Source organism: Lelliottia sp. GFLA7, assembly GCF_056490165.1.
The window spans coordinates 274411-293071 of the sequence record NZ_JBWLAQ010000001.1; the positions used below are offsets into that span (position 1 = coordinate 274411).

Below are 18661 nucleotides of genomic sequence, written 5' to 3' on the forward strand. Positions count from 1 at the left end.
GCCAAAACAAAAAACCGCCCTCGGGCGGTTTTTTTATGTCTGTTAGTCCTGAATATCTTCATCCTGACGGATTTGCATCGCCCAACGCTGGGCTGCTTCCGGCTCACTAAAAGCGGGAGAACGGCGGAAATGTTCACTCATCAGGACAAACGCCACATATTTTCCCCGTAACTGCCAGACATCGCGAAAGCCATCCACCTTCAGGGCGTGAGCGGGCGGCGCGGGTTCGACGCGAGGCACGTAGCTAATGACAGGACGGTTTTGTTGACGAAATGATTTCATAAGCAGCTGGTTCACTAAAACAAATTCTGGAAACAGGAAATTCCTATCATAGCCGATTCCCACCCCGTGCGTCGCGCCCGGCATGCGCCGCATGCCTCCTTTCGCTAAACGCCCAGTCTGAAAAATCTCAGTTTGCCCGTCAACAAACCACATTGTTCTATAGTTAACAGGGTTTTTCGCAACAACGACCCACTTCAGCAATGAAAAAGGAGACGAGTGCAATGTCGAATAATGATAAGACACATCAACCTCAACCATCGCCCATCCACGGGACAGAAGAGTCAAAACCGGGCATGGATTCGCTGGCGCCTGAAGACGGTTCGCATAAACCGACGCCTGAACCTTCAGCCCCTGGCGAGCAACCGACCGCACCGGGCAGCGTGAAATCACCGGATACCGGCAACGATAAACTTCAGTCGCTGGAACCTCACCGCAAGGGTGGCGAAAATTATGCGCTGACGACCAATCAAGGCGTGCGCATCGCCGACGACCAGAATTCGCTTCGCGCCGGGAATCGTGGCCCGACGCTGCTTGAAGACTTTATTCTGCGCGAAAAAATTACCCATTTTGACCACGAGCGCATTCCGGAACGGATCGTTCATGCGCGCGGTTCTGCCGCACACGGTTATTTCCAGCCGTATAAAAATCTCAGCGACATTACCAAAGCCGACTTCCTTTCCGACCCCGACAAAATCACGCCCGTATTCGTGCGTTTTTCTACCGTTCAGGGCGGCGCAGGCTCTGCTGACACCGTGCGTGATATCCGTGGTTTTGCCACCAAGTTCTACACCGATGAAGGGATTTTTGATCTCGTCGGCAATAACACACCGGTATTCTTTATTCAGGATGCGCATAAATTCCCTGACTTTGTCCATGCCGTCAAACCGGAGCCGCACTGGGCAATTCCGCAGGGACAAAGCGCACACGACACCTTCTGGGACTATATTTCTCTCCAGCCAGAGACGCTGCATAACGTCATCTGGGCCATGTCCGATCGCGGCATTCCTCGCAGCTACCGTACGATGGAAGGGTTTGGTATTCACACGTTCCGCATGATCAATGCGCAAGGGAAAGCAACGTTCGTCCGCTTCCACTGGAAACCGGTGGCGGGTAAAGCCTCGCTGGTGTGGGATGAAGCGCAAAAGCTGACCGGACGCGACCCTGATTTCCATCGTCGTGAGCTATGGGAGGCGATCGAGGCGGGCGATTATCCGGAATACGAGCTTGGGTTGCAGCTGGTTGCGCAGGAGGATGAGTTCAAATTTGATTTTGACCTGCTCGATCCCACCAAGCTCATCCCTGAAGAGCTGGTCCCGGTACAGCTGGTTGGCAAAATGGTACTCAACCGCAACCCCGATAATTTTTTTGCCGAAAACGAACAGGTGGCGTTCCATCCGGGTCATATTGTTCCGGGGCTGGACTTCACCAACGATCCGCTACTGCAGGGGCGTCTGTTCTCCTATACCGATACGCAAATCAGCCGTCTCGGCGGGCCAAACTTCCACGAAATCCCGATCAATCGCCCAACCTGTCCGTACCATAATTTCCAGCGCGACGGGATGCACAGACAGGATATTGACACCAATCCGGCGAATTATGAGCCCAACTCCATCAACGACAACTGGCCGCGTGAAACGCCGCCTGCCGCTAAACGTGGGGGATTTGAGTCCTATCAGGAGCGGGTCGAAGGGACAAAAATCCGCGAGCGTAGCCCGTCGTTCGGCGAATATTACGCCCACCCTCGCCTGTTCTGGCAAAGCCAGACGCCGGTTGAGCAGCAGCATATTATTGGTGCCTTCAGCTTTGAATTAAGCAAAGTGGTACGCACCTACATTCGCGAGCGCGTCGTTGATCAGCTGGCGCATATCGACATCCAGCTGGCGCAAGGCGTTGCCGATAATCTGGGCATTACGCTCACCGACGAGCAGCGTCATCTTGCGCCGCCAAAAGACGTTAACGGACTGAAAAAAGACGCGTCGCTGAGCCTTTACGCTGTGCCTGGCGGCACGATAAAAGGTCGTGTTGTCGCGGTACTGTTGAATGATAAAACCCGCTCCAGCGACGTACTGGCGATCCTGCAGGCGCTCAAAACCAAGGGCGTACACGCCAAATTGCTCTATTCCCGAATGGGCGAAGTGACGACCGATGACGGCTCCATTCTGCCGATTGCAGGGACATTCGCCGGTGCGCCGTCGCTGACTGTTGATGCCGTTATTGTGCCGTGCGGTGATATTCAAAGCCTGCTCGGCAACGGTGACGCCGCCTATTATCTGCTTGAGGCGTACAAACACCTAAAACCGATCGCACTGGCGGGTGAGGCGCGACAGTTCAAGTCGCTGTTGAAAGTGGCCGATCAGGGCGAGGAAGGCATTGTGGAAGGTGACGGTGCTGACGGTCAGTTTATGGATCAGCTGTTCGACCAAATGGCCGCACACCGTGTGTGGTCCAGGAGCAGTAAAATCGCCAGTATTCCGGCGTAAACACATCGCCGGGTACACACTACCCGGCGATATTTTAGGTCATAAATCCAGGAACGACCCCAGACGATACCCACGTTCTGCAATCGCGTATTTCAGCGAGGGCGACGTCAGCACGTCCAGTTCCGCCAGGCGCGGCCAGCAATAGGCACTTTTACGCACCGTATTATCGACAAAAGCGGGATGGGCCATCATCTCAAACGACTGTTCGCCGCGCGCAGCAGACGCATCCAGCACCTGCAAGAACAGCGTTTCGCTGATCTCATCGCCATAAAAATCGCTGCTGTATCCCTGGGTGGTTGGCGCACGACTCAGCGTCAAATCGTGAGAGGCTTGCACCTGACGGTCCACACGCATCGCGACACCCTTTCGCGCCGCAAACTCGGCAACCAGCGGGAAAATAGCCGGGATCATATGCACATGATGGTGGCTGTCGATATGCGTCGGTTCGCGCCCGAAGAGATCGACAAAACGATTAAACTGACAATCCAGTTCACGCGCAATTTCATCGAGCGGTAGCGTCCCCTGCTCCGCCATCTGCCAAATCCACTTCCCCAGTTGCCCGGTGCGCGTCAGTCCGGGCATCGGCGATAGCGGTATCCCGAGCGTTAATACAAAATGCATCCCCACGCCCAGGCCCGGCAACTCACGACTTAGCGCGGCGGCATGTTCGACCGCTTCGCCATTGACCATCGCGGTGGTGGACGTCACCACCCCGTGGCGACAGGCTTCAACGATGCCGTAGTTTTGCCCCTTCGACAGACCAAAATCATCGGCGTTTACGATCAGCAGCTTGTCCATTTTTGCCCTCTTAACGTTGTTCGCGTTTGAGTTTCTCTATCGTCGCCGCAAAATTAGGCAGCCATTTTTCATGCGCCAGGATCATTTCGCGTGCCAGCAATTCCGCATCCCGGTCAGAATGCACCAGCGGACTCAGATTCAGCGCCAACAGGACATCATTGAACTCGCCGCTCAGCGCCGCATGGCTGGCCGCTACTTCGAAACCTTTGATGGTGTGGATCAAGCCCATCACTTTCTCGTCAAAATGGGTGATACGCGCGTGTGGCGTCGCGCCGTCGCGTCCCAGAATACAGGTCATTTCAACCGCCCAGTCTGCCGGGATATTGTCGATATGGCCGTGATGCGGCACGTTCACGTAGTGTTCAACTTGCTTATCATTGTAAATCGCGTTGATCACTTCGCAGGCCGCGTCGGAATAGTACGCCCCACCGCGCAGCTCAAGCTCTTTAGGTTTGATGTTCAACTCTGGATCTTTATACAAATCAAACAGCTGTTTTTCGACCTTCTGCACCACCTGCGCACGCGCGCCGCCTTTGTAGTACTCACCCATTTCAATCGCCAGCATCTCTTTCTGCTTGAAGTAATAGAGCAAGTAAGAGCACGGCAGCAGATTCAGAGAACGAATCAGCCCTTCACTGAACGGCAGATCGAAGATATTTTTCACTGAACCGGCCGTCAGACGACCCGATGCAACGCCGTCCAGCAGCTCAGCGAAGCGCGACTCACCGTTGACCAGCACGTCTTTGATAAACACCATGTGGTTGAGACCAAACAGCTCGATGGAAAGATCGTCACTGTCGGACAGCACCAGCACATCGCGAATAAACATTTTCATGCCGATCGGAATGTTGCACACGCCGATAAAACGTTTAAAACCGGTATGGCGATACACCGCTTCCGTCACCATCCCGGCTGGGTTGGTAAAGTTAATGACCCACGCCTGCGGGCAAATCTCTTCCACATCTTTAATGATGTCGAAAATCACCGGAATGGTGCGCAGACCTTTAAACAGACCGCCCGCGCCGTTGGTTTCCTGACCTAAGTAACCGTGACTCAGCGGGATACGCTCGTCGAGTTCACGCGCTTTAAGCTGACCAACGCGCAGCTGGGTTGTGACAAAATCAGCATCTTTTAATGCCAGGCGGCGATCGAGTGTTTTATGCACGGTTAACGGAACGCCGGCTTTTTTCACCATGCGCTGGCACAGGTCGAAAATAATATCGAGTTTCTCCTGCCCTTCTTCAACGTCCACCAGCCATAATTCACTCACAGGCAACTCGTGATAACGTTTCAGAAAACCTTCGAGCAATTCTGGGGTATAACTGCTGCCGCCGCCAATCGTTACGACTTTTAATTTCTGTTGCATAATATCTCCCTTAGCGTAATCAGGATAACTGCCTGCAAAGTATAGCGTGGCATTTCCGCTATTATGTGGGCAAGCAATTACGTCAATATCGATGGCGGATAACACCGCCAAAATTAATTTATGACCGTTAGACTTTTACGATAACTGCTCGGTGTAAAAGAGGTGAATTTTTTAAAGGTTTTAATAAACAGGCTCGGGCTGCTATATCCCGACTCGTAAGCGATATCGGTGATGGAATAGTTGGTAATTTCGAGCTGTTTTTTAGCAAAATTAATGCGGATGCCGTTAATAATTTGCACCGGTGTTTTTTGATAATAACGCTGCGTGGCGCGCGTAAGATACTCTTGCGATTTACCCGACAGCGCAATCATATTTTCCAGCGCGTTATCGCCAAATTGCATTTTGTCATGCATTGATTCAACGGTACCGCGAAGCCACAGTGGAATATCATCGATAATCTGCTGCTCGTCGCGATGATGGCGCAATCGGTTCATCACATAAAAGGTCACCGTCTCGATAAATTCATCAAATTCGTTGTCACGAAAATTCAGTGATGCAATCACCGTTTCGATCCAGGTCAGGAATTCATTTTTGATGCGATAAACCTGCGATGCCACAAAACAGAATGGCACCAGCGGTAAATAATGTTTTTCGAAGAAGCGTCGGCTCACGCCCACGTTGAGAATACGCGTGGCCCCAAACTCATAAAAACTCTGGTGATACGATCCCATCGGCAGGAAAACAAAGTCCCCCCGCTCCAGCAGAACCCGCTTGCCGTTGATTTCCTGATAGTAGCGACCGGTCAGGACAATGGTGAATTCGTAGTAATCGTGCTGGTGCAGGCCGCTGACGCTTTCCGTTTTATTGTAGATAACCACGTGAAAATTCTTGCCATTAAACAACTGCTGCTCAAGTGCGGTTTTAATTTCCATCGTGTTTACCTCCTGCGGACAGACTTAGTGGATCTTCTCGTGAAGCTCGATCAACTCTGCGACAAGCTCGCGTGCCAGCATCGAAGTCATGAGGTGATCCTGGGCGTGAACTAACACCAGACTGACCTTCATTTTACCTTCACCCTGGTCGCTTTCAATCAGCTTAGTTTGTACCAGATGAGCTTCGTTCAGCGCGGTGCGGGACTGCGCCATCATGGTTTTCGCGGCCTCGAAATCGCCCTGTTTCGCCTGCTTAAGCGCACCGTAAGCCAGGCTGCGTGCTTGTCCAGAATTGATGATGAGCCCCATCACCACTTCTTCGAGATCGTTTTCGGCGGCGTCTTCCGCCACGATAGTATCCAAATCAAACATCTTCATCTCCTTTTACTGCCGCGGGTTGCCCCGCGGCCTGACAATCTTAGAATTTCAGTGCGAGGGCGATATCTTCTTCGCTCTCTTCTTCATCTATAGTGGTTTGCGCTTTGTTGGCGATCGCCACGAAAGGCATGTAGAGCAGCGTTGCAACACCTAAGTTGAATATCGCCAGTAAGAAAGCGGCCACGCTACCGTTGGTGTTGAAGAATGCGCCCAGACCCGCCGGCATCGTCCAGGGTGCAATGTTGGTGATTGGCGGGATAATGCCCAGGTAATACGCGGTCAACGTAATCGCGGCCAGCAGGGGCTGAATAAGGATGAACGGGATAAACAGCACCGGGTTCATGATGATTGGCAAACCAAACAGGATCGGCTCGTTAATCTGGAAGATGCCTGACGGCAGCGCCAGCTTTGCCACCTGACGATGGTCGGCGCGACGCGAAGTGATAAAGATGGCAATGATCAGACCCAGCGTTGCCCCCGTACCGCCCAGGAAGATGTACGAATCCAGCATTGGTTTCGCCCACACATGGAAGGTTTTACCTGCTGCCAGAGCCGCATCGACCGAACCGTACTGCTGATACAACTGCACGTTTTCCAGCGCCCACGGCGTCATGATTCCGCTGTCCAGCGCAGCCAGCGCCAGAGAACCGTGTACCCCAAAGAACCACAGTAGCGAGGTGAAAATCACGTACGCCCAGCCTACCACGCCACCCATCGACGCCAGCGGCGTAGAAATGGTGTCCATAATAATCTGGTGGAAGTTGGTGCCCCAGTGAGTCAGTGCCCAGGCAATAATTCCCATGATGGAGAGAATAATAAAGCCAGGAATTAACGCGGAGAATGAACGCGATACGGATTCTGGCACGCTATCCGGTAAACGAATCACCCAGTTTCGGCGAACGATAAAAGTAAACATTTCCGCCACGACCAATCCGATAACAATACCGGAAATAATATTTGCGCCCCCTAGCCAATTTGCACCCACGGCATAGGCTTCGCCCACGCTATAAGGTGTGACGGTCATAAAGGCAGCGACGGATAATAAACCTGCCGCCAGAGGATCGACTTTTCGTTCTTCAGCCAGCGCCATCCCAATGAAAAAAGGTGCCATCAGCGACATAATACCCAACGTACCGTTGTATACGTTGCCGCCGATGGCTTTAAAGCCATTGAGGGTTTCAATGGTTGAAGCGTCTAAGCGAATACCCAATGAATAGAAGAAAGAACCTTCACCGAAACTCAGAAAAACGTTATTAATTAAAACGAACATGGCCCCAGCCAACGTCAACGGCATAACTTTAATAAAACCGTTTTTGATGGCATTTACATGCGGCTGCTTTCCTATTTTAACAGCAAAAGGAAGGAGAACCTTTTCAAGTGAATTGATGACTCTACTCATAGGAAATGACCCTTAAATGCCGCAACGAATATTGCGGCGTAAGTGTGTGAAATAACTCTTTGACGGGAAAAATAAAATATTCTAATTAGCGGCAGCTTTTTTAATCGATGCAACTGCAGCTTTAAGCACACCCAAACCATCGATTTTGCCGTACAGCGCAGAATCGATCACTTCAACCGGTTTATTCGGCAATAGACGCTGAATTTCTGGCAGCATGTAGGCAATTTGTGGTCCCAGTAATACGACATCCGCCGCCGGGCCTTTTTCACCTGCCAGCGTTTCAGGAAACGCTTCAATCACCACAGGCACGTCGTACTTTTCCGCTTGTGCGCGCATTTTTGACACCAGTAACGACGTTGACATGCCCGCAGAGCAAAACAGATAGATATGTTTCTTTTCCATAGCCACTTCCCTCTAGTATGACCACCCACTATCACCAGATTGACGCCTGCGGGTGTTACACTTGTTTGTCATTGAAATCGAGTATACGGCAAGGCGGGATGAGGTGATAATTCGCGGTTAATCAAAATTGTCTCTCCTTGACCTGTCGTTTTGACTGCCCTCACAGTTTATGTAAATAATTCGCGCAAATAAATAAGATTCGTCAATGCATAAAAAAACCGGCCAGTTGGCCGGTTTGTTCAGGTGCTCAGGCAAAAACGTTATTTAACTTTCGGTGCCTGTGGGTCGGTATCATACTCAGCACAGGTCTGATAACCCGAGTTGATCACGTGTCCTGTATCGTCCAACGCGACAAAATAGGTTTCTGCTTTACCGTCTCGTTGACCCAGAATGTAAGTCTGGCAAGTCCCACGAGCATGGATCATAGTCACTTCTGAAGAAGGTTTACCCGCTACCTGCAACACTTGCGCGCGGCTCATGCCTTTCTTCACATCTTTAACTACCGGCTGCGTAAACTGATCGGAGGTACGATCATAAGCTGTACAACCCGCCAGCATAGTCAATACCGCCGCTGCACCTAAAATTCCCGCTACATTCTTGTTCATATTCCTTCCTCTTGTTTATCAGCGCTTGTTAATCAGCGTGTTATCTAAGCATGGGATAAAAATGTCTATTCATCAACTTTAAGGGCGAAGCAGCAGGTTTTTCGGAAAATTCTAATAAAACAACGATAAGCGACTAAATCGTCTTAATTTGCCCGTCTCGAAACTGTGATCCTTGTCGTTTTCCGCCCAAAGGGTTAGTTTTAACACATCACACATTGTGCTTTGTTTTTGCTAATGGAGGGCGTAATGGCTCTGCAACAAGAGATTATTCAGGCGCTTGGCGTCAAGCCATCCATCGATGCCAACGAGGAAATTCGTCGCAGCATTGATTTTTTGAAATCCTATTTAAAAACAAACTCGTTTCTGAAAACGCTGGTGTTAGGCATCAGCGGCGGTCAGGACTCTACGCTTGCCGGTAAACTTTGCCAGCAGGCAATCTCGGAATTGCGCCAGGAAACGGGTGATGAGTCGCTGCAGTTTATCGCCGTGCGACTGCCTTACGGTGTCCAGGCCGATGAGCAGGACTGTCAGGACGCCATTGCTTTTATTCAGCCGGATCGCGTGCTGACCGTGAACATTAAAGGTTCCGTGCTGGCCAGCGAACAAGCGCTGCGCGAGGCGGGTCTTGAACTCAGCGATTTTGTGCGCGGCAATGAAAAAGCGCGCGAGCGTATGAAAGCGCAATACAGCATCGCCGGGATGACCAACGGTGTGGTGGTCGGTACCGATCATGCCGCGGAAGCCGTGACAGGATTCTTCACCAAGTATGGCGACGGCGGCACCGACATCAACCCGCTTTTCCGCCTCAATAAGCGCCAGGGAAAACAGTTACTGGCCGCTCTGGGCTGCCCGGAACACCTGTACCTGAAAGCACCAACCGCCGATCTGGAAGACGATCGCCCTTCTCTTCCGGATGAAGCCGCGCTGGGTGTCACTTACGAAAATATCGATGATTATCTGGAAGGGAAAACGTTGGATGACACCATCGCCCGCACCATTGAAGGCTGGTATCTGAAAACTGAGCATAAGCGTCGCCCGCCGATTACGGTATTCGACGACTTCTGGAAACGCTAAACGCGTAAGGGGCGGTCATTACCGCCTCTTTTTTAACCATTCGCAACCTGCTACACTGTATACCTGAACAGTATACGGAGTTTTTTGTGAGCAGGCGTCAATCTGCCCCGCGTCTTGAATTTGAAGCGGCGGCCATCTACGAATACCCAGAACATCTTCGCCCCTGGCTTGAGGCGCTTCCAAAACAGCCCGGTGTCTATTTCTTTCATGGCGAGAGTGACGCCATGCCGTTGTATATCGGCAAAAGTGTCAATATCCGCAGTCGGGTGTTATCGCATCTGCGTACGCCTGACGAGGCCGCCATGCTGCGCCAGTCGCGGCGGATTACCTGGATGCAAACCGCTGGCGAACTGGGTGCATTGTTACTTGAAGCGCGTCTGATTAAAGAGCAGCAGCCGCTGTTCAATAAACGCCTTCGTCGCAATCGTCAGCTGTGTTCCTTGCAAATCACTGGTGGAAAACCGCAGGTAGTTTATGCCCGAGACGTTGATTTCTCGCACGCACCGGGCCTGCACGGTCTGTTTGCCAATCGCCGTGCGGCGTTGCAAGCCCTGCAAACGCTCGCCGATGCGCAGCAACTTTGCTATGGCGTGCTGGGGCTGGAATCACTCACCCGCGGACGCGCCTGTTTCCGCTTTGCACTAAAGCGATGTGCAGGTGCGTGCTGCGGTAAAGAAAGCATTGAAGAACATGATGCGAGATTAAAAGAAGGTCTGGCGGCGCTGAGCGTCACCTGCTGGCCATGGCAAGGCGCCATTGCGTTAAAAGAAACCCGCGACGAAATGACGCATTATCACATCATTCATAACTGGTTCTGGCTGGGTGCCGTCGATACGCTAGACGATGCGACGGCACTCCTGCGCGCGCCAGCCGGTTTTGATCACGACGGTTATAAAATTCTGTGCAAACCGTTGCTCGCCGGTGGGTATGAAATTATTGAGCTCAGTGTCCCGGAAGCCAGGTAATTTCACTGAACAACAGCGTTCCTTCAGATTCCAGTAAACGTAGCGTGTGCGTTCCGTCATGCCAGCTTGCGCCCTGATCGGCGGTCAGGAGTTTGTCCCCTAACTGCCACGCGCCACTCAGCACAAACGCCACACCCCCGCGTGAGGCAAACGTGGTAAAGGTGCGATCGGCCACGCGCACTTTTGCCCGGCAACAGTCGCGCTTCGTCATAATATTGAAATCCATCGACATACGCCCTTCGGTGAGATTCGCCTTCACCGGATGGTCACCCGCAAAACTAAACGGCTGATGTCGTTTTAGGGTATGGCAGAACGCATGCCCCGCATCCAGCGTCACTTCGCCACCCTCAAGAAGGGTGATAACCCGATCGACACCTGGAAAAAGAGAGAATTCGCCGTTGCTGGCGATAGAAGCAATACTGGCACGCCAGTGAAAATCACGCGTCGCAGAAGGAAAACAGCAAATCTCGCGCGTCTCGCCAGCCCCGTTTCGCCAGAGATTAACCGGCATTTTGCGGATATCAAAAAAATCCATCACCACTCCTGAAAGGCGCAACTCGCACCAGGGCGACACTGAATCAGTGTTGCTATCTTGATTGTTATCGTTGGGTCATTACAGATGCATTATCGGCAGCAATGCAATAAGGCCTTAGTATGGCGTTGAAAAAAACACTAACGCCCTGACTCTCTTAACATTATCTGAACCGCTTACAGGAGCATACCGTGCTGGTGGCGCGTGACAAGAGGGTGAGAAAGAAAAAACCGCCGGACCTGTCCACCGCGATTACGCTTTTGTGAACAGGATTCCGGCGGTCTTATATGTGTTGAGCTGATTATTCAGCTGGCGGAGCCATTTTACCTTCTGGCGCAGGACGTTCTGTCAGACGCTTCTCAAAATTGGCATTGAATTGTTTTTTCTGTTCCGGAGTCAGAATGTTGTAAATCTTATTCTGCGTTTCCATGCGGGCCAGCATGCCGGCTTTGTGCTGCTCAGCCATCTTATCGATTTGCGCTTCCGCTTTGGCCTTATCAAACGTATTGCTGGCAATGATATCGTGCATTGCGCGGCGCTCTTCCAGCGGAGGACGTTTCATCTGGTCACGCTGGCTTTTCATGATCTCGCGAACCTGCTGTTTCTGCGCATCCGTCAGGTTCAGGTCTTTAAACATCATGTCATGATGCATACCCGGCTTGCCTTTATGGTGCATCATCTTGCTATCAGCGGGCGCGGCAGTTGTTGTCGCGGTATCTGCGGCGAACGCCATGCTGGTAGCGCCCAGAGCCAGGGTAGAAGCAACAAACAGTGCAGTTAATTTACGCATAATTTTTTGTCCTTTCTTTCAGTTATTCTTCGGCGCTATGCCGTGTTGACGAGATTAACTTTACGGGGTTTATCGTCAATAAGTCAGAGCAACGGTAAAACAATGAAAGTGTAAAAAACAATTTATAGCCAAATGTGGAGGAATTAAGGAAAAAACGTGGAGAGTTGAAACAAAAATAGGCAAATAGCTGAATTTAAAGAGATTATGAAGAAGTATACCGCTCTGTGGATTAATAATAAAGCAATACACCAGGATAAATCTGCAAATAACGGCAAACGCCTTAATCGATAAGAAAATAAAATTGATATTCCTCTCTCCTCAAAGAGAGGAAATAGCATCAGGTTAATTTCTCAAGCATCAATCCCGCCCGCAAACCAAAGGCAACCGAGGGATTGGGGAACAACACGTATTCTGTCGTTTTCTGCACTTCGTAGCGTTCGTCGCCGTCTTGCGCCAACACCACACCATGCCGGAAAGGGGTGAAGTTCAACGTATGCGCCGCCATGTGTAGCTGGAATGCCTCGCTGCGGCGGGTGATCTGCTGCACGACCCGATAGCGCTCAACGGTTCCTGAATAATGTTCAGGCTTGTTTCCGGATAACAGCGCACGCAGCGCAAGATGCGTCGGGGTAAAGCGTGAAAGATCGTTCTGCCCGAACGGCAACGCTTTGCCCAGCTCAAGCGTACAGGCCAGCGCACCAAAATTCTCGCAGGTAAAATGGGTAAATGTCCCGCCAGGTGACTGATGGAAAACCAGCGCCTCAAGGCCCGCATCCCCGAGCCAGCCAAGGAAAGACTCATCCCACGGCTGGTTGCGCTGCGGCATGACGCCAAAACGCACGTGGTAAGACGCACGAATGGCGGTATGCAGATCGAGATGCCAGCGGTCAGGCCCCGCCGTGGCAAAAAACTCGCGCACGCTGTTTTCAAGCTGGAGTGCCCGCGCGGTCTCGTCGCCCTGCGGAAACTGCGCCCCGCGTCCGCCAAACATCCGGTTGATATCGCTTTCCAGATAGCGCTTGTTTTGCGCCAGCGCCGGAGGATTCCCCAGCACCACCAGCACACGGCAGCGCAAAGATATGTCACCGGTAAACAGTGCCTTGAGCAGTAAATCGACAATTTCAACCGGTGCGGTTTCATTGCCGTGAATACCCGCGGAAAGCACCAGAGACCGTTCACTGGTCTCAAAAGGGATCAGTTCAAGTAACCCGCGCCCGGACCATTTCCAGTGAAACGTCGGCCCCTCGCCTTGCCGCGCAGCTGGCTTTTCATCCGCCAGCGTCAGCGCCAATAAATTCTGCATAACCTCTCCTTAGCGCTGGAACGGGTAAACCGATCCCAGATGCAGGATCTTCGTTAAGGCATCCAGCGCCTCGCGCCCTTCTCGCAGCAGTTGCGGATCGACCAAATCAGCCTGGGTTAAGCGATCGCGATAATAACGATCGACCCAATCGTTGAGCGTATTAAACAACGCATCGTTCATCAGTACCGCCGGATTGACGGCGCGGATTTCGTCCTGCGTCAGCACCACCCGCAGGCGCAAACACGCCGGCCCCCCGCCGTTCGCCATGCTTTCGCGCAGATCGAACACCTTCAGTTCGCTGATGGGGTTATCGCCCTTGACCAGTTCGCTGAGATAGCGCCACACGCCCTGATGATTTTGCGACTCCTGCGGGAGGACCAGCAGCATGCTGCCATCCTCGCGGCTCAGCAACTGGCTGTTAAACAGATAGGTTTGCACCGCGTCCTGCACGCTGACGGCACGTGTCGGCACCTGAATCGGCATAAAACCCGGCACGCGCTCGGCCAGGGTTGCCAGTAATTTCTCCTGCTGGGCAAACGCCTGCTCATGGCAAAACAGCACCTGACGATTAGAAACCGCAATCACGTCGTTATGAAACACGCCCTGATCGATAACCTGTGGGTTTTGCTGCGCAAACACCACCTGTCCCGGATTGACCTGATTCAGGCGCGCAACGGCCTGACTCGCGGCAAGCGTCTGGCGCGCCGGATAACGGGACGGCGCGACGTGTCCACTGTCATCGCGGCCATAAATGAACAGCTGCGTGGAGGGATCACCGTAATCACCGCCCAGACGGTTATGGTTCGCTGCCCCTTCATCACCAAACATCGCCACCTGCGGCAGCGCTTCGTGCACGCTAAACCGCGCATCATCTTTAAAGATGGCGCGCAGCACGCGCTCGGTGGTGACCGCTTCAGTCGCGCGATGGAATTTATTGTTGAGGTTCGCCACGGTCAGATGCACTTTTCCGTCGAGCGTATCGGCCGATGGCGCGACGGTGGCGGCATTGGCCACCCACATTGACGATGCCGAACTGGCTGCCGAAAGCAGATGCGGTGCTTGGGTTCCGGCTTTTTCGACGACCAGCTCATCGCTGCCGCTAAAGCCGAGCTGGCGCAACACGTCAACGTTTGGACGCTCCTGCGGCGGGATCACTGCCTGCACAAAACCAGCATCCGCCAGCGCTTTCATTTTCTGCAGCCCCTGCTTGGCCGCCAGCTTTGGATTCGAGACCTGGAATCGGTGTTTCGTCGACGCTTCGTTGCCAAACGACAATCCAGCGTAATGGTGGGTCAGCCCCACCAGCCCGTCAAAGTTGACTTCACGCGCTTTCATGACCATTCCCCTGGGTAAAGTCGAGTCCTGGGTTGAGCGCCTCCGGCAACGTCAGAGCGGGCGTTTCCAGACTGGCCATCGGCCACGCACAGTAATCGGCGGCATACCACGCGCTGGCACGATGATTACCGGATGCACCCACACCACCAAACGGCGCGGTGCTCGCCGCTCCAGTTAGCGGTTTGTTCCAGTTCACGATGCCCGCACGTGCTTCAATCAGCAGCTGATCAAACTTCTCGCGATCGGGTGAAATCAGCCCGCTCGACAGGCCATAGCGGGTATTGTTGGCCATCGCGATCGCGCTGTCGAAATCATCGTAACGCCAAACGCACAGCAGCGGCCCAAAGACCTCTTCATCCGGGATGTCCCGTGCATCCGACATATCAATGATGCCCGGCGTTAACAGTGACGTTCCTGGCTGCACAAGCTTTGGCTCCAGCAGCGTTTTTGCGCCCCGCGCCACGTGTTCGCGCCAGGCATGAATGACGTGATTCGCAGCCTGTTCGGAAATCAGCCCGCCGATAAACGGTTGCGGCTCGGCGTCCCATGCATCAGGCACCAGACGCGCGGTCACCTCAATGAGACGCGCTAAAAATGCATCGCCCTGTGCGCCGTTTTTCACCAGCAGACGACGTGCGCAGGTGCAGCGCTGTCCGGCGGTGACAAACGCCGACTGGATCGCCAGATGCACAGCGGCGTCAATATCATCAGGATCTTCAACAATCAGGGGATTATTGCCGCCCATTTCCAGCGCCAGAATTTTCTCCGGCTGACCTGCCAGCTGACGATGCAGCTGATATCCCGTTCCGGCACTGCCGGTAAACAGCAGGCCGTCGAGACAGCTTAACGCGCTCAGCGCCTGACCGGTTTCACGCCCGCCCTGAACCAGATTCAGCACGCCCGGCGGCAAACCTGCCTGTTCCCAGAGTTTCACAACCGCTTCACCGCTCCACGGCGTCAGCTCGCTTGGCTTGAAAATCACCGTATTCCCTGCCAGCAGCGCAGGCACAATATGGCCGTTAGGCAGATGTCCCGGGAAATTGTACGGCCCGAATACTGCCAGCACGCCGTGTGGACGGTGGCGCAGCGTCGCCGCACCGTCCGCCATAGCGGTATGCTGTTCGCCGGTGCGGGTATGATAGGCCTTAACCGAAATGGTGATTTTATTGATCATCGCTGTAATTTCGGTCGTCGCTTCCCAGCGCGGCTTGCCGGTTTCGCGGGCGATAACGCGGGTCAGTTCTGCTTTATTGGCTTCGAGCAGCGTCGCAAATTTTTCGACAATCGCCTGACGGGCCGTAAACGGCAGTTTTGCCCACGCCGGAAAGGCTTTTCTGGCCGCCTGGCACGCCTGCTCGACCTGAGCCGGACTGGCATCAAAACCCTGCCAGAGCGCCTCGTTGCCGACCGGATTGGTCTTCACGCGTCGTTCGCCTTCGCCCGTGACCCAGTAACCATTGATCCATAAACTCATGCTGTTTTCTCCTCGGGGCAAAGTCGCACCAGACGAACGGTATCGCCTGCGTTACATTTCAGGACATCCAGTTGGGCTGCGGTCAGCACCAGACGTTCACAGGTGGGGTTGGTGTGGATAAGCATCGCGCGAAACTGGTCGTACTGCTCGTTCGCCACCAGACAAGCGGGCCATTCACCCGGCGCTGGCTGGCCGTCTGCCACCGTCACCAGACGGCTTTTACGGATGGCTCGCACGCGGTCGACGTCGCACTCCAGCGTCGGGCCGCCGTCAAAAATATCGACATAGTTATGGTAGCGGAAACCTTCTTTCTCCAGCACCGCGCGAGCGGGAGCGGTCTGCGGATGAACCTGGCCAATTACCGCCTGCGCTTGCGGACTTAAAAAGTCGGTGTAGATGGGATGTTTCGGCATCAATTCGGCGATAAACGCTTTCTGCCCTGTCCCGCACAAATAGTCGGCGCGGCTAAATTCCATCGAGAAGAAGCGTTCACCCAGGCTTTCCCAGAACGGGGAGTAGCCCGTTTCATCGATAACGCCGCGCATTTCCGCCACCACTTTTTCGTTAAAGCGATCGCGAAATGCGGCCATAAACATAAAGCGGGATTTCGAGAGCAGATAGCCGTTGCCCTCTTTGCGCCAGTCGGGGTCAAGAAATAAAGTGCAGAGTTCGCTGCTGCCGGTGTGATCGTTGCTGAGGAAAAGCGTCGGCAGCGCGTTATAGACATTCAGCTCTTTCGATGCGTGAACCAGCGTACCAACGCGGTAGTTGTACCACGGGTCATTAAGGCCCACCGCCACCTCGATGGCGCAGATCCCTACCACGGTCCCGGTGTCAGACTCCTCCAGAACAAAGACGTAGCCTTGTTCACTTTTTGGCAGCGTCCCTTGCCAGGTTTGCAGGGCGCGGTCGATGCGAGACGACAGCGTTTTTTCATCGGCAGGAAGCGAGGTCAGCCCGCCCCCCGTCTTACCGGCAAGCTGCATGAGTCCGGCGAGATCGCCGCGCTCAACGGGACGGATGACCATCATGATGACACCCCTGATTTCACCTGTTCACAGGCCAGCGCAAAACGGTCTAAACCGGTGGCGACCTCTTCTTCGCTGACGATTAACGCCGGTGCAAAACGCACTACGTTAGCCCCCGCGATCAGCACCATCACGCCCGCTTTTGCCGCTTCCTGTGAAATAAGTTTAGCTTTTCCGGCAAATTCAGCCGTCAGTTCGCAGCCAATTAGCAACCCCAGACCACGAATTTCTTTGAACATACCGGTTTTGCTGTTAATGGCGTTAAGACGCTCCACAAACCAGTCGTGGCGCTGCTTCACGCCCTTTAACACCTCTGGCGTATTGATAATATCCAGTACCTGTCCTGCCACCGCCGACGCCAACGGGTTACCGCCGTAAGTCGTGCCGTGCGTGCCCACAACCATCACGCTGGCACATTTGTTGGTCGTCAGAATGGCACCGATTGGGAATCCACCGCCGAGGGCTTTGGCCGTCGATAGCACATCCGGCGTCACGCCGTAGTGCATGTACGCATACAGCTCGCCGGTACGGCCAACGCCGGTCTGGACTTCATCAAAAATCAGCAGCGCGTTGTGGCGATCGCACAGTTCGCGCAGTCCTTGCAGGAACGCTTTATCGGCAGGCACCACGCCGCCCTCGCCTTGCATCGGCTCGACGATCACCGCGCAGGTATCGTCATTAATCAGCGCGGCGGCGGATTGCAGATCGTTATAGATGGCGTGACGAATGTCCGGCGGCAGCGGAGCAAAATCTTGTGAATAGGCGGGCTGACCGCCCGCGCTCACGGTAAACAGGGTGCGGCCGTGGAAGGCGTTTTTGAACGCCACAATTCCGCTTTTTTGCGCACCAAAATGATCGTGGGCGTATTTACGTGCCAGCTTGAGTGCCGCTTCGTTGGCCTCTGCGCCGGAGTTACAGAAAAAGATTTTTTCGGCAAAGGTCGCGTCGATCAATTTTTTAGCCAGGCGCAGCGCAGGCTCGTTGGTATAGCCGTTGCCGGTATGCCAGAATTTCGCCGCCTGATCGTTCAACGCCTGCCGCAGCGCCGGATGCGCGTGGCCCAGGGCATTTACCGCAATCCCGCCCGCAAAGTCGATGTACTCTTTTCCCTGCTGGTCCCACAGGCGTGAGCCTTCACCCCTTACCGGAATAAAAGCCGCCGGGGCGTAAACCGGCATCATCCATTCATCGAAATTTTCACGCGTAATTGACAGAGACATAGCGACCTCATCCGGTAAATTAAAAGTTATTCAAATGTTAAATAATTGAGTGTTTGCACTGTGAATGTAGATTGCAGAGTTCGTGCCAGCCAGCGATAAAATTGCATAAACGGCTTAGGAGGACGGAATATCAATAGGTTACGCCCTACCGCTATTCACTGTTAATGCATAATAAGTGAATATTTTTACAGCAAGCGGCGGTTTGCCGCAGGAAAAACAGAAATATTATTCACAGGCCAAATATAATTCTGGATTTGTGATCGCTCGCGAAATTTACTGGCCGTTTACGCCCTGTTTG

General features: G+C 53.4%; 18 protein-coding genes. 3 read left to right on the forward strand and 15 right to left on the reverse strand.

Annotation, left to right across the window (positions count from 1 at the left end):
• Positions 1-42: 42 nt before the first annotated feature.
• Positions 43-297 (reverse strand): cell division activator CedA, encoded by a 255-nt coding sequence (gene cedA, locus AC07RN_RS01375; RefSeq protein ID WP_449553751.1) that lies wholly within the window; start codon positions 295-297, stop codon positions 43-45.
• 206 nt (positions 298-503) lie between these two features.
• Here cedA and katE point away from each other — a divergent pair, with 206 nt between their 5' ends.
• Positions 504-2762, forward strand: a complete 2259-nt coding sequence (gene katE, locus AC07RN_RS01380; protein WP_478335390.1) for a catalase HPII — start codon at positions 504-506, stop codon at positions 2760-2762.
• 39 nt (positions 2763-2801) lie between these two features.
• On the opposite strand, the gene chbG is transcribed toward katE, so the two are convergent.
• From chbG to osmE, 7 genes are all read right to left on the reverse strand, one after another.
• Positions 2802-3560 carry a chitin disaccharide deacetylase gene (chbG, locus tag AC07RN_RS01385; RefSeq protein ID WP_478335391.1) on the reverse strand — a complete coding sequence of 253 codons (759 nt, stop codon included), beginning with the start codon at positions 3558-3560 and terminating at the stop codon, positions 2802-2804.
• A 10-nt stretch (positions 3561-3570) separates the two neighbouring features.
• Positions 3571-4926 (reverse strand): 6-phospho-beta-glucosidase, encoded by a 1356-nt coding sequence (locus tag AC07RN_RS01390; protein WP_478335392.1) that lies wholly within the window; start codon positions 4924-4926, stop codon positions 3571-3573.
• A 113-nt stretch (positions 4927-5039) separates the two neighbouring features.
• Positions 5040-5858 carry a transcriptional regulator ChbR gene (chbR, locus tag AC07RN_RS01395; RefSeq protein ID WP_449553408.1) on the reverse strand — a complete coding sequence of 273 codons (819 nt, stop codon included), beginning with the start codon at positions 5856-5858 and terminating at the stop codon, positions 5040-5042.
• A 24-nt stretch (positions 5859-5882) separates the two neighbouring features.
• Positions 5883-6230: a PTS N,N'-diacetylchitobiose transporter subunit IIA gene (gene chbA / locus AC07RN_RS01400; protein WP_478335393.1), complete on the reverse strand. Its 348-nt coding sequence runs from the start codon at positions 6228-6230 to the stop codon at positions 5883-5885.
• 46 nt (positions 6231-6276) lie between these two features.
• Entirely contained in the window at positions 6277-7635 is a 1359-nt protein-coding gene (gene chbC, locus AC07RN_RS01405) for a PTS N,N'-diacetylchitobiose transporter subunit IIC (RefSeq protein WP_012017102.1), read from the reverse strand.
• Positions 7636-7716: 81 nt separating this feature from the next.
• The gene (locus AC07RN_RS01410; RefSeq protein WP_012017101.1) at positions 7717-8037 is read right to left on the reverse strand and encodes a PTS sugar transporter subunit IIB; all 321 of its coding nucleotides are present in this window, start codon (positions 8035-8037) and stop codon (positions 7717-7719) included.
• 260 nt (positions 8038-8297) lie between these two features.
• Complete coding sequence (osmE, locus tag AC07RN_RS01415) at positions 8298-8642, reverse strand: osmotically-inducible lipoprotein OsmE (protein WP_012017100.1); 345 nt, start codon at positions 8640-8642, stop codon at positions 8298-8300.
• 246 nt (positions 8643-8888) lie between these two features.
• On the opposite strand from osmE, the gene nadE reads away from it, so the two are divergent.
• Both nadE and cho read left to right on the forward strand, forming a co-directional pair.
• A complete protein-coding gene (gene nadE, locus AC07RN_RS01420) occupies positions 8889-9716 on the forward strand; it encodes an ammonia-dependent NAD(+) synthetase (RefSeq protein WP_478335394.1) in 828 nt (275 codons plus the stop codon).
• Between the two features lie 86 nt (positions 9717-9802).
• The gene (cho, locus tag AC07RN_RS01425) at positions 9803-10681 is read left to right on the forward strand and encodes an excinuclease Cho (protein ID WP_012017098.1); all 879 of its coding nucleotides are present in this window, start codon (positions 9803-9805) and stop codon (positions 10679-10681) included.
• On the opposite strand, the gene ves is transcribed toward cho, so the two are convergent.
• The 7 genes from ves to astC all read right to left on the reverse strand — a co-directional run bounded on the left by ves (position 10659) and on the right by astC (position 18363).
• On the reverse strand, positions 10659-11216 hold the full coding sequence (gene ves, locus AC07RN_RS01430; protein WP_012017097.1) for an environmental stress-induced protein Ves: 558 nt from the start codon (positions 11214-11216) through the stop codon (positions 10659-10661). The two genes, cho and ves, sit on opposite strands and share 23 nt — an antisense overlap.
• 298 nt (positions 11217-11514) lie before the next feature.
• Positions 11515-12003, reverse strand: coding sequence for an ATP-independent periplasmic protein-refolding chaperone Spy (gene spy, locus AC07RN_RS01435; RefSeq protein ID WP_059178221.1), 489 nt, complete (start codon positions 12001-12003; stop codon positions 11515-11517).
• A gap of 337 nt (positions 12004-12340) precedes the next feature.
• Positions 12341-13306, reverse strand: coding sequence for a succinylglutamate desuccinylase (gene astE, locus AC07RN_RS01440; RefSeq protein ID WP_478335395.1), 966 nt, complete (start codon positions 13304-13306; stop codon positions 12341-12343).
• 9 nt (positions 13307-13315) lie between these two features.
• A complete protein-coding gene (gene astB / locus AC07RN_RS01445; RefSeq protein ID WP_478335396.1) occupies positions 13316-14641 on the reverse strand; it encodes an N-succinylarginine dihydrolase in 1326 nt (441 codons plus the stop codon).
• Positions 14628-16115: a succinylglutamate-semialdehyde dehydrogenase gene (astD, locus tag AC07RN_RS01450; protein ID WP_478335397.1), complete on the reverse strand. Its 1488-nt coding sequence runs from the start codon at positions 16113-16115 to the stop codon at positions 14628-14630. Before astD ends, astB begins: the two co-directional genes overlap by 14 nt.
• Positions 16112-17146 carry an arginine N-succinyltransferase gene (gene astA, locus AC07RN_RS01455; RefSeq protein ID WP_478335398.1) on the reverse strand — a complete coding sequence of 345 codons (1035 nt, stop codon included), beginning with the start codon at positions 17144-17146 and terminating at the stop codon, positions 16112-16114. The genes astD and astA overlap by 4 nt, the downstream gene beginning before the upstream one ends.
• Complete coding sequence (astC, locus tag AC07RN_RS01460; RefSeq protein ID WP_478335399.1) at positions 17143-18363, reverse strand: succinylornithine/acetylornithine transaminase; 1221 nt, start codon at positions 18361-18363, stop codon at positions 17143-17145. Before astC ends, astA begins: the two co-directional genes overlap by 4 nt.
• Between the last annotated feature and the right edge of the window lie 298 nt (positions 18364-18661).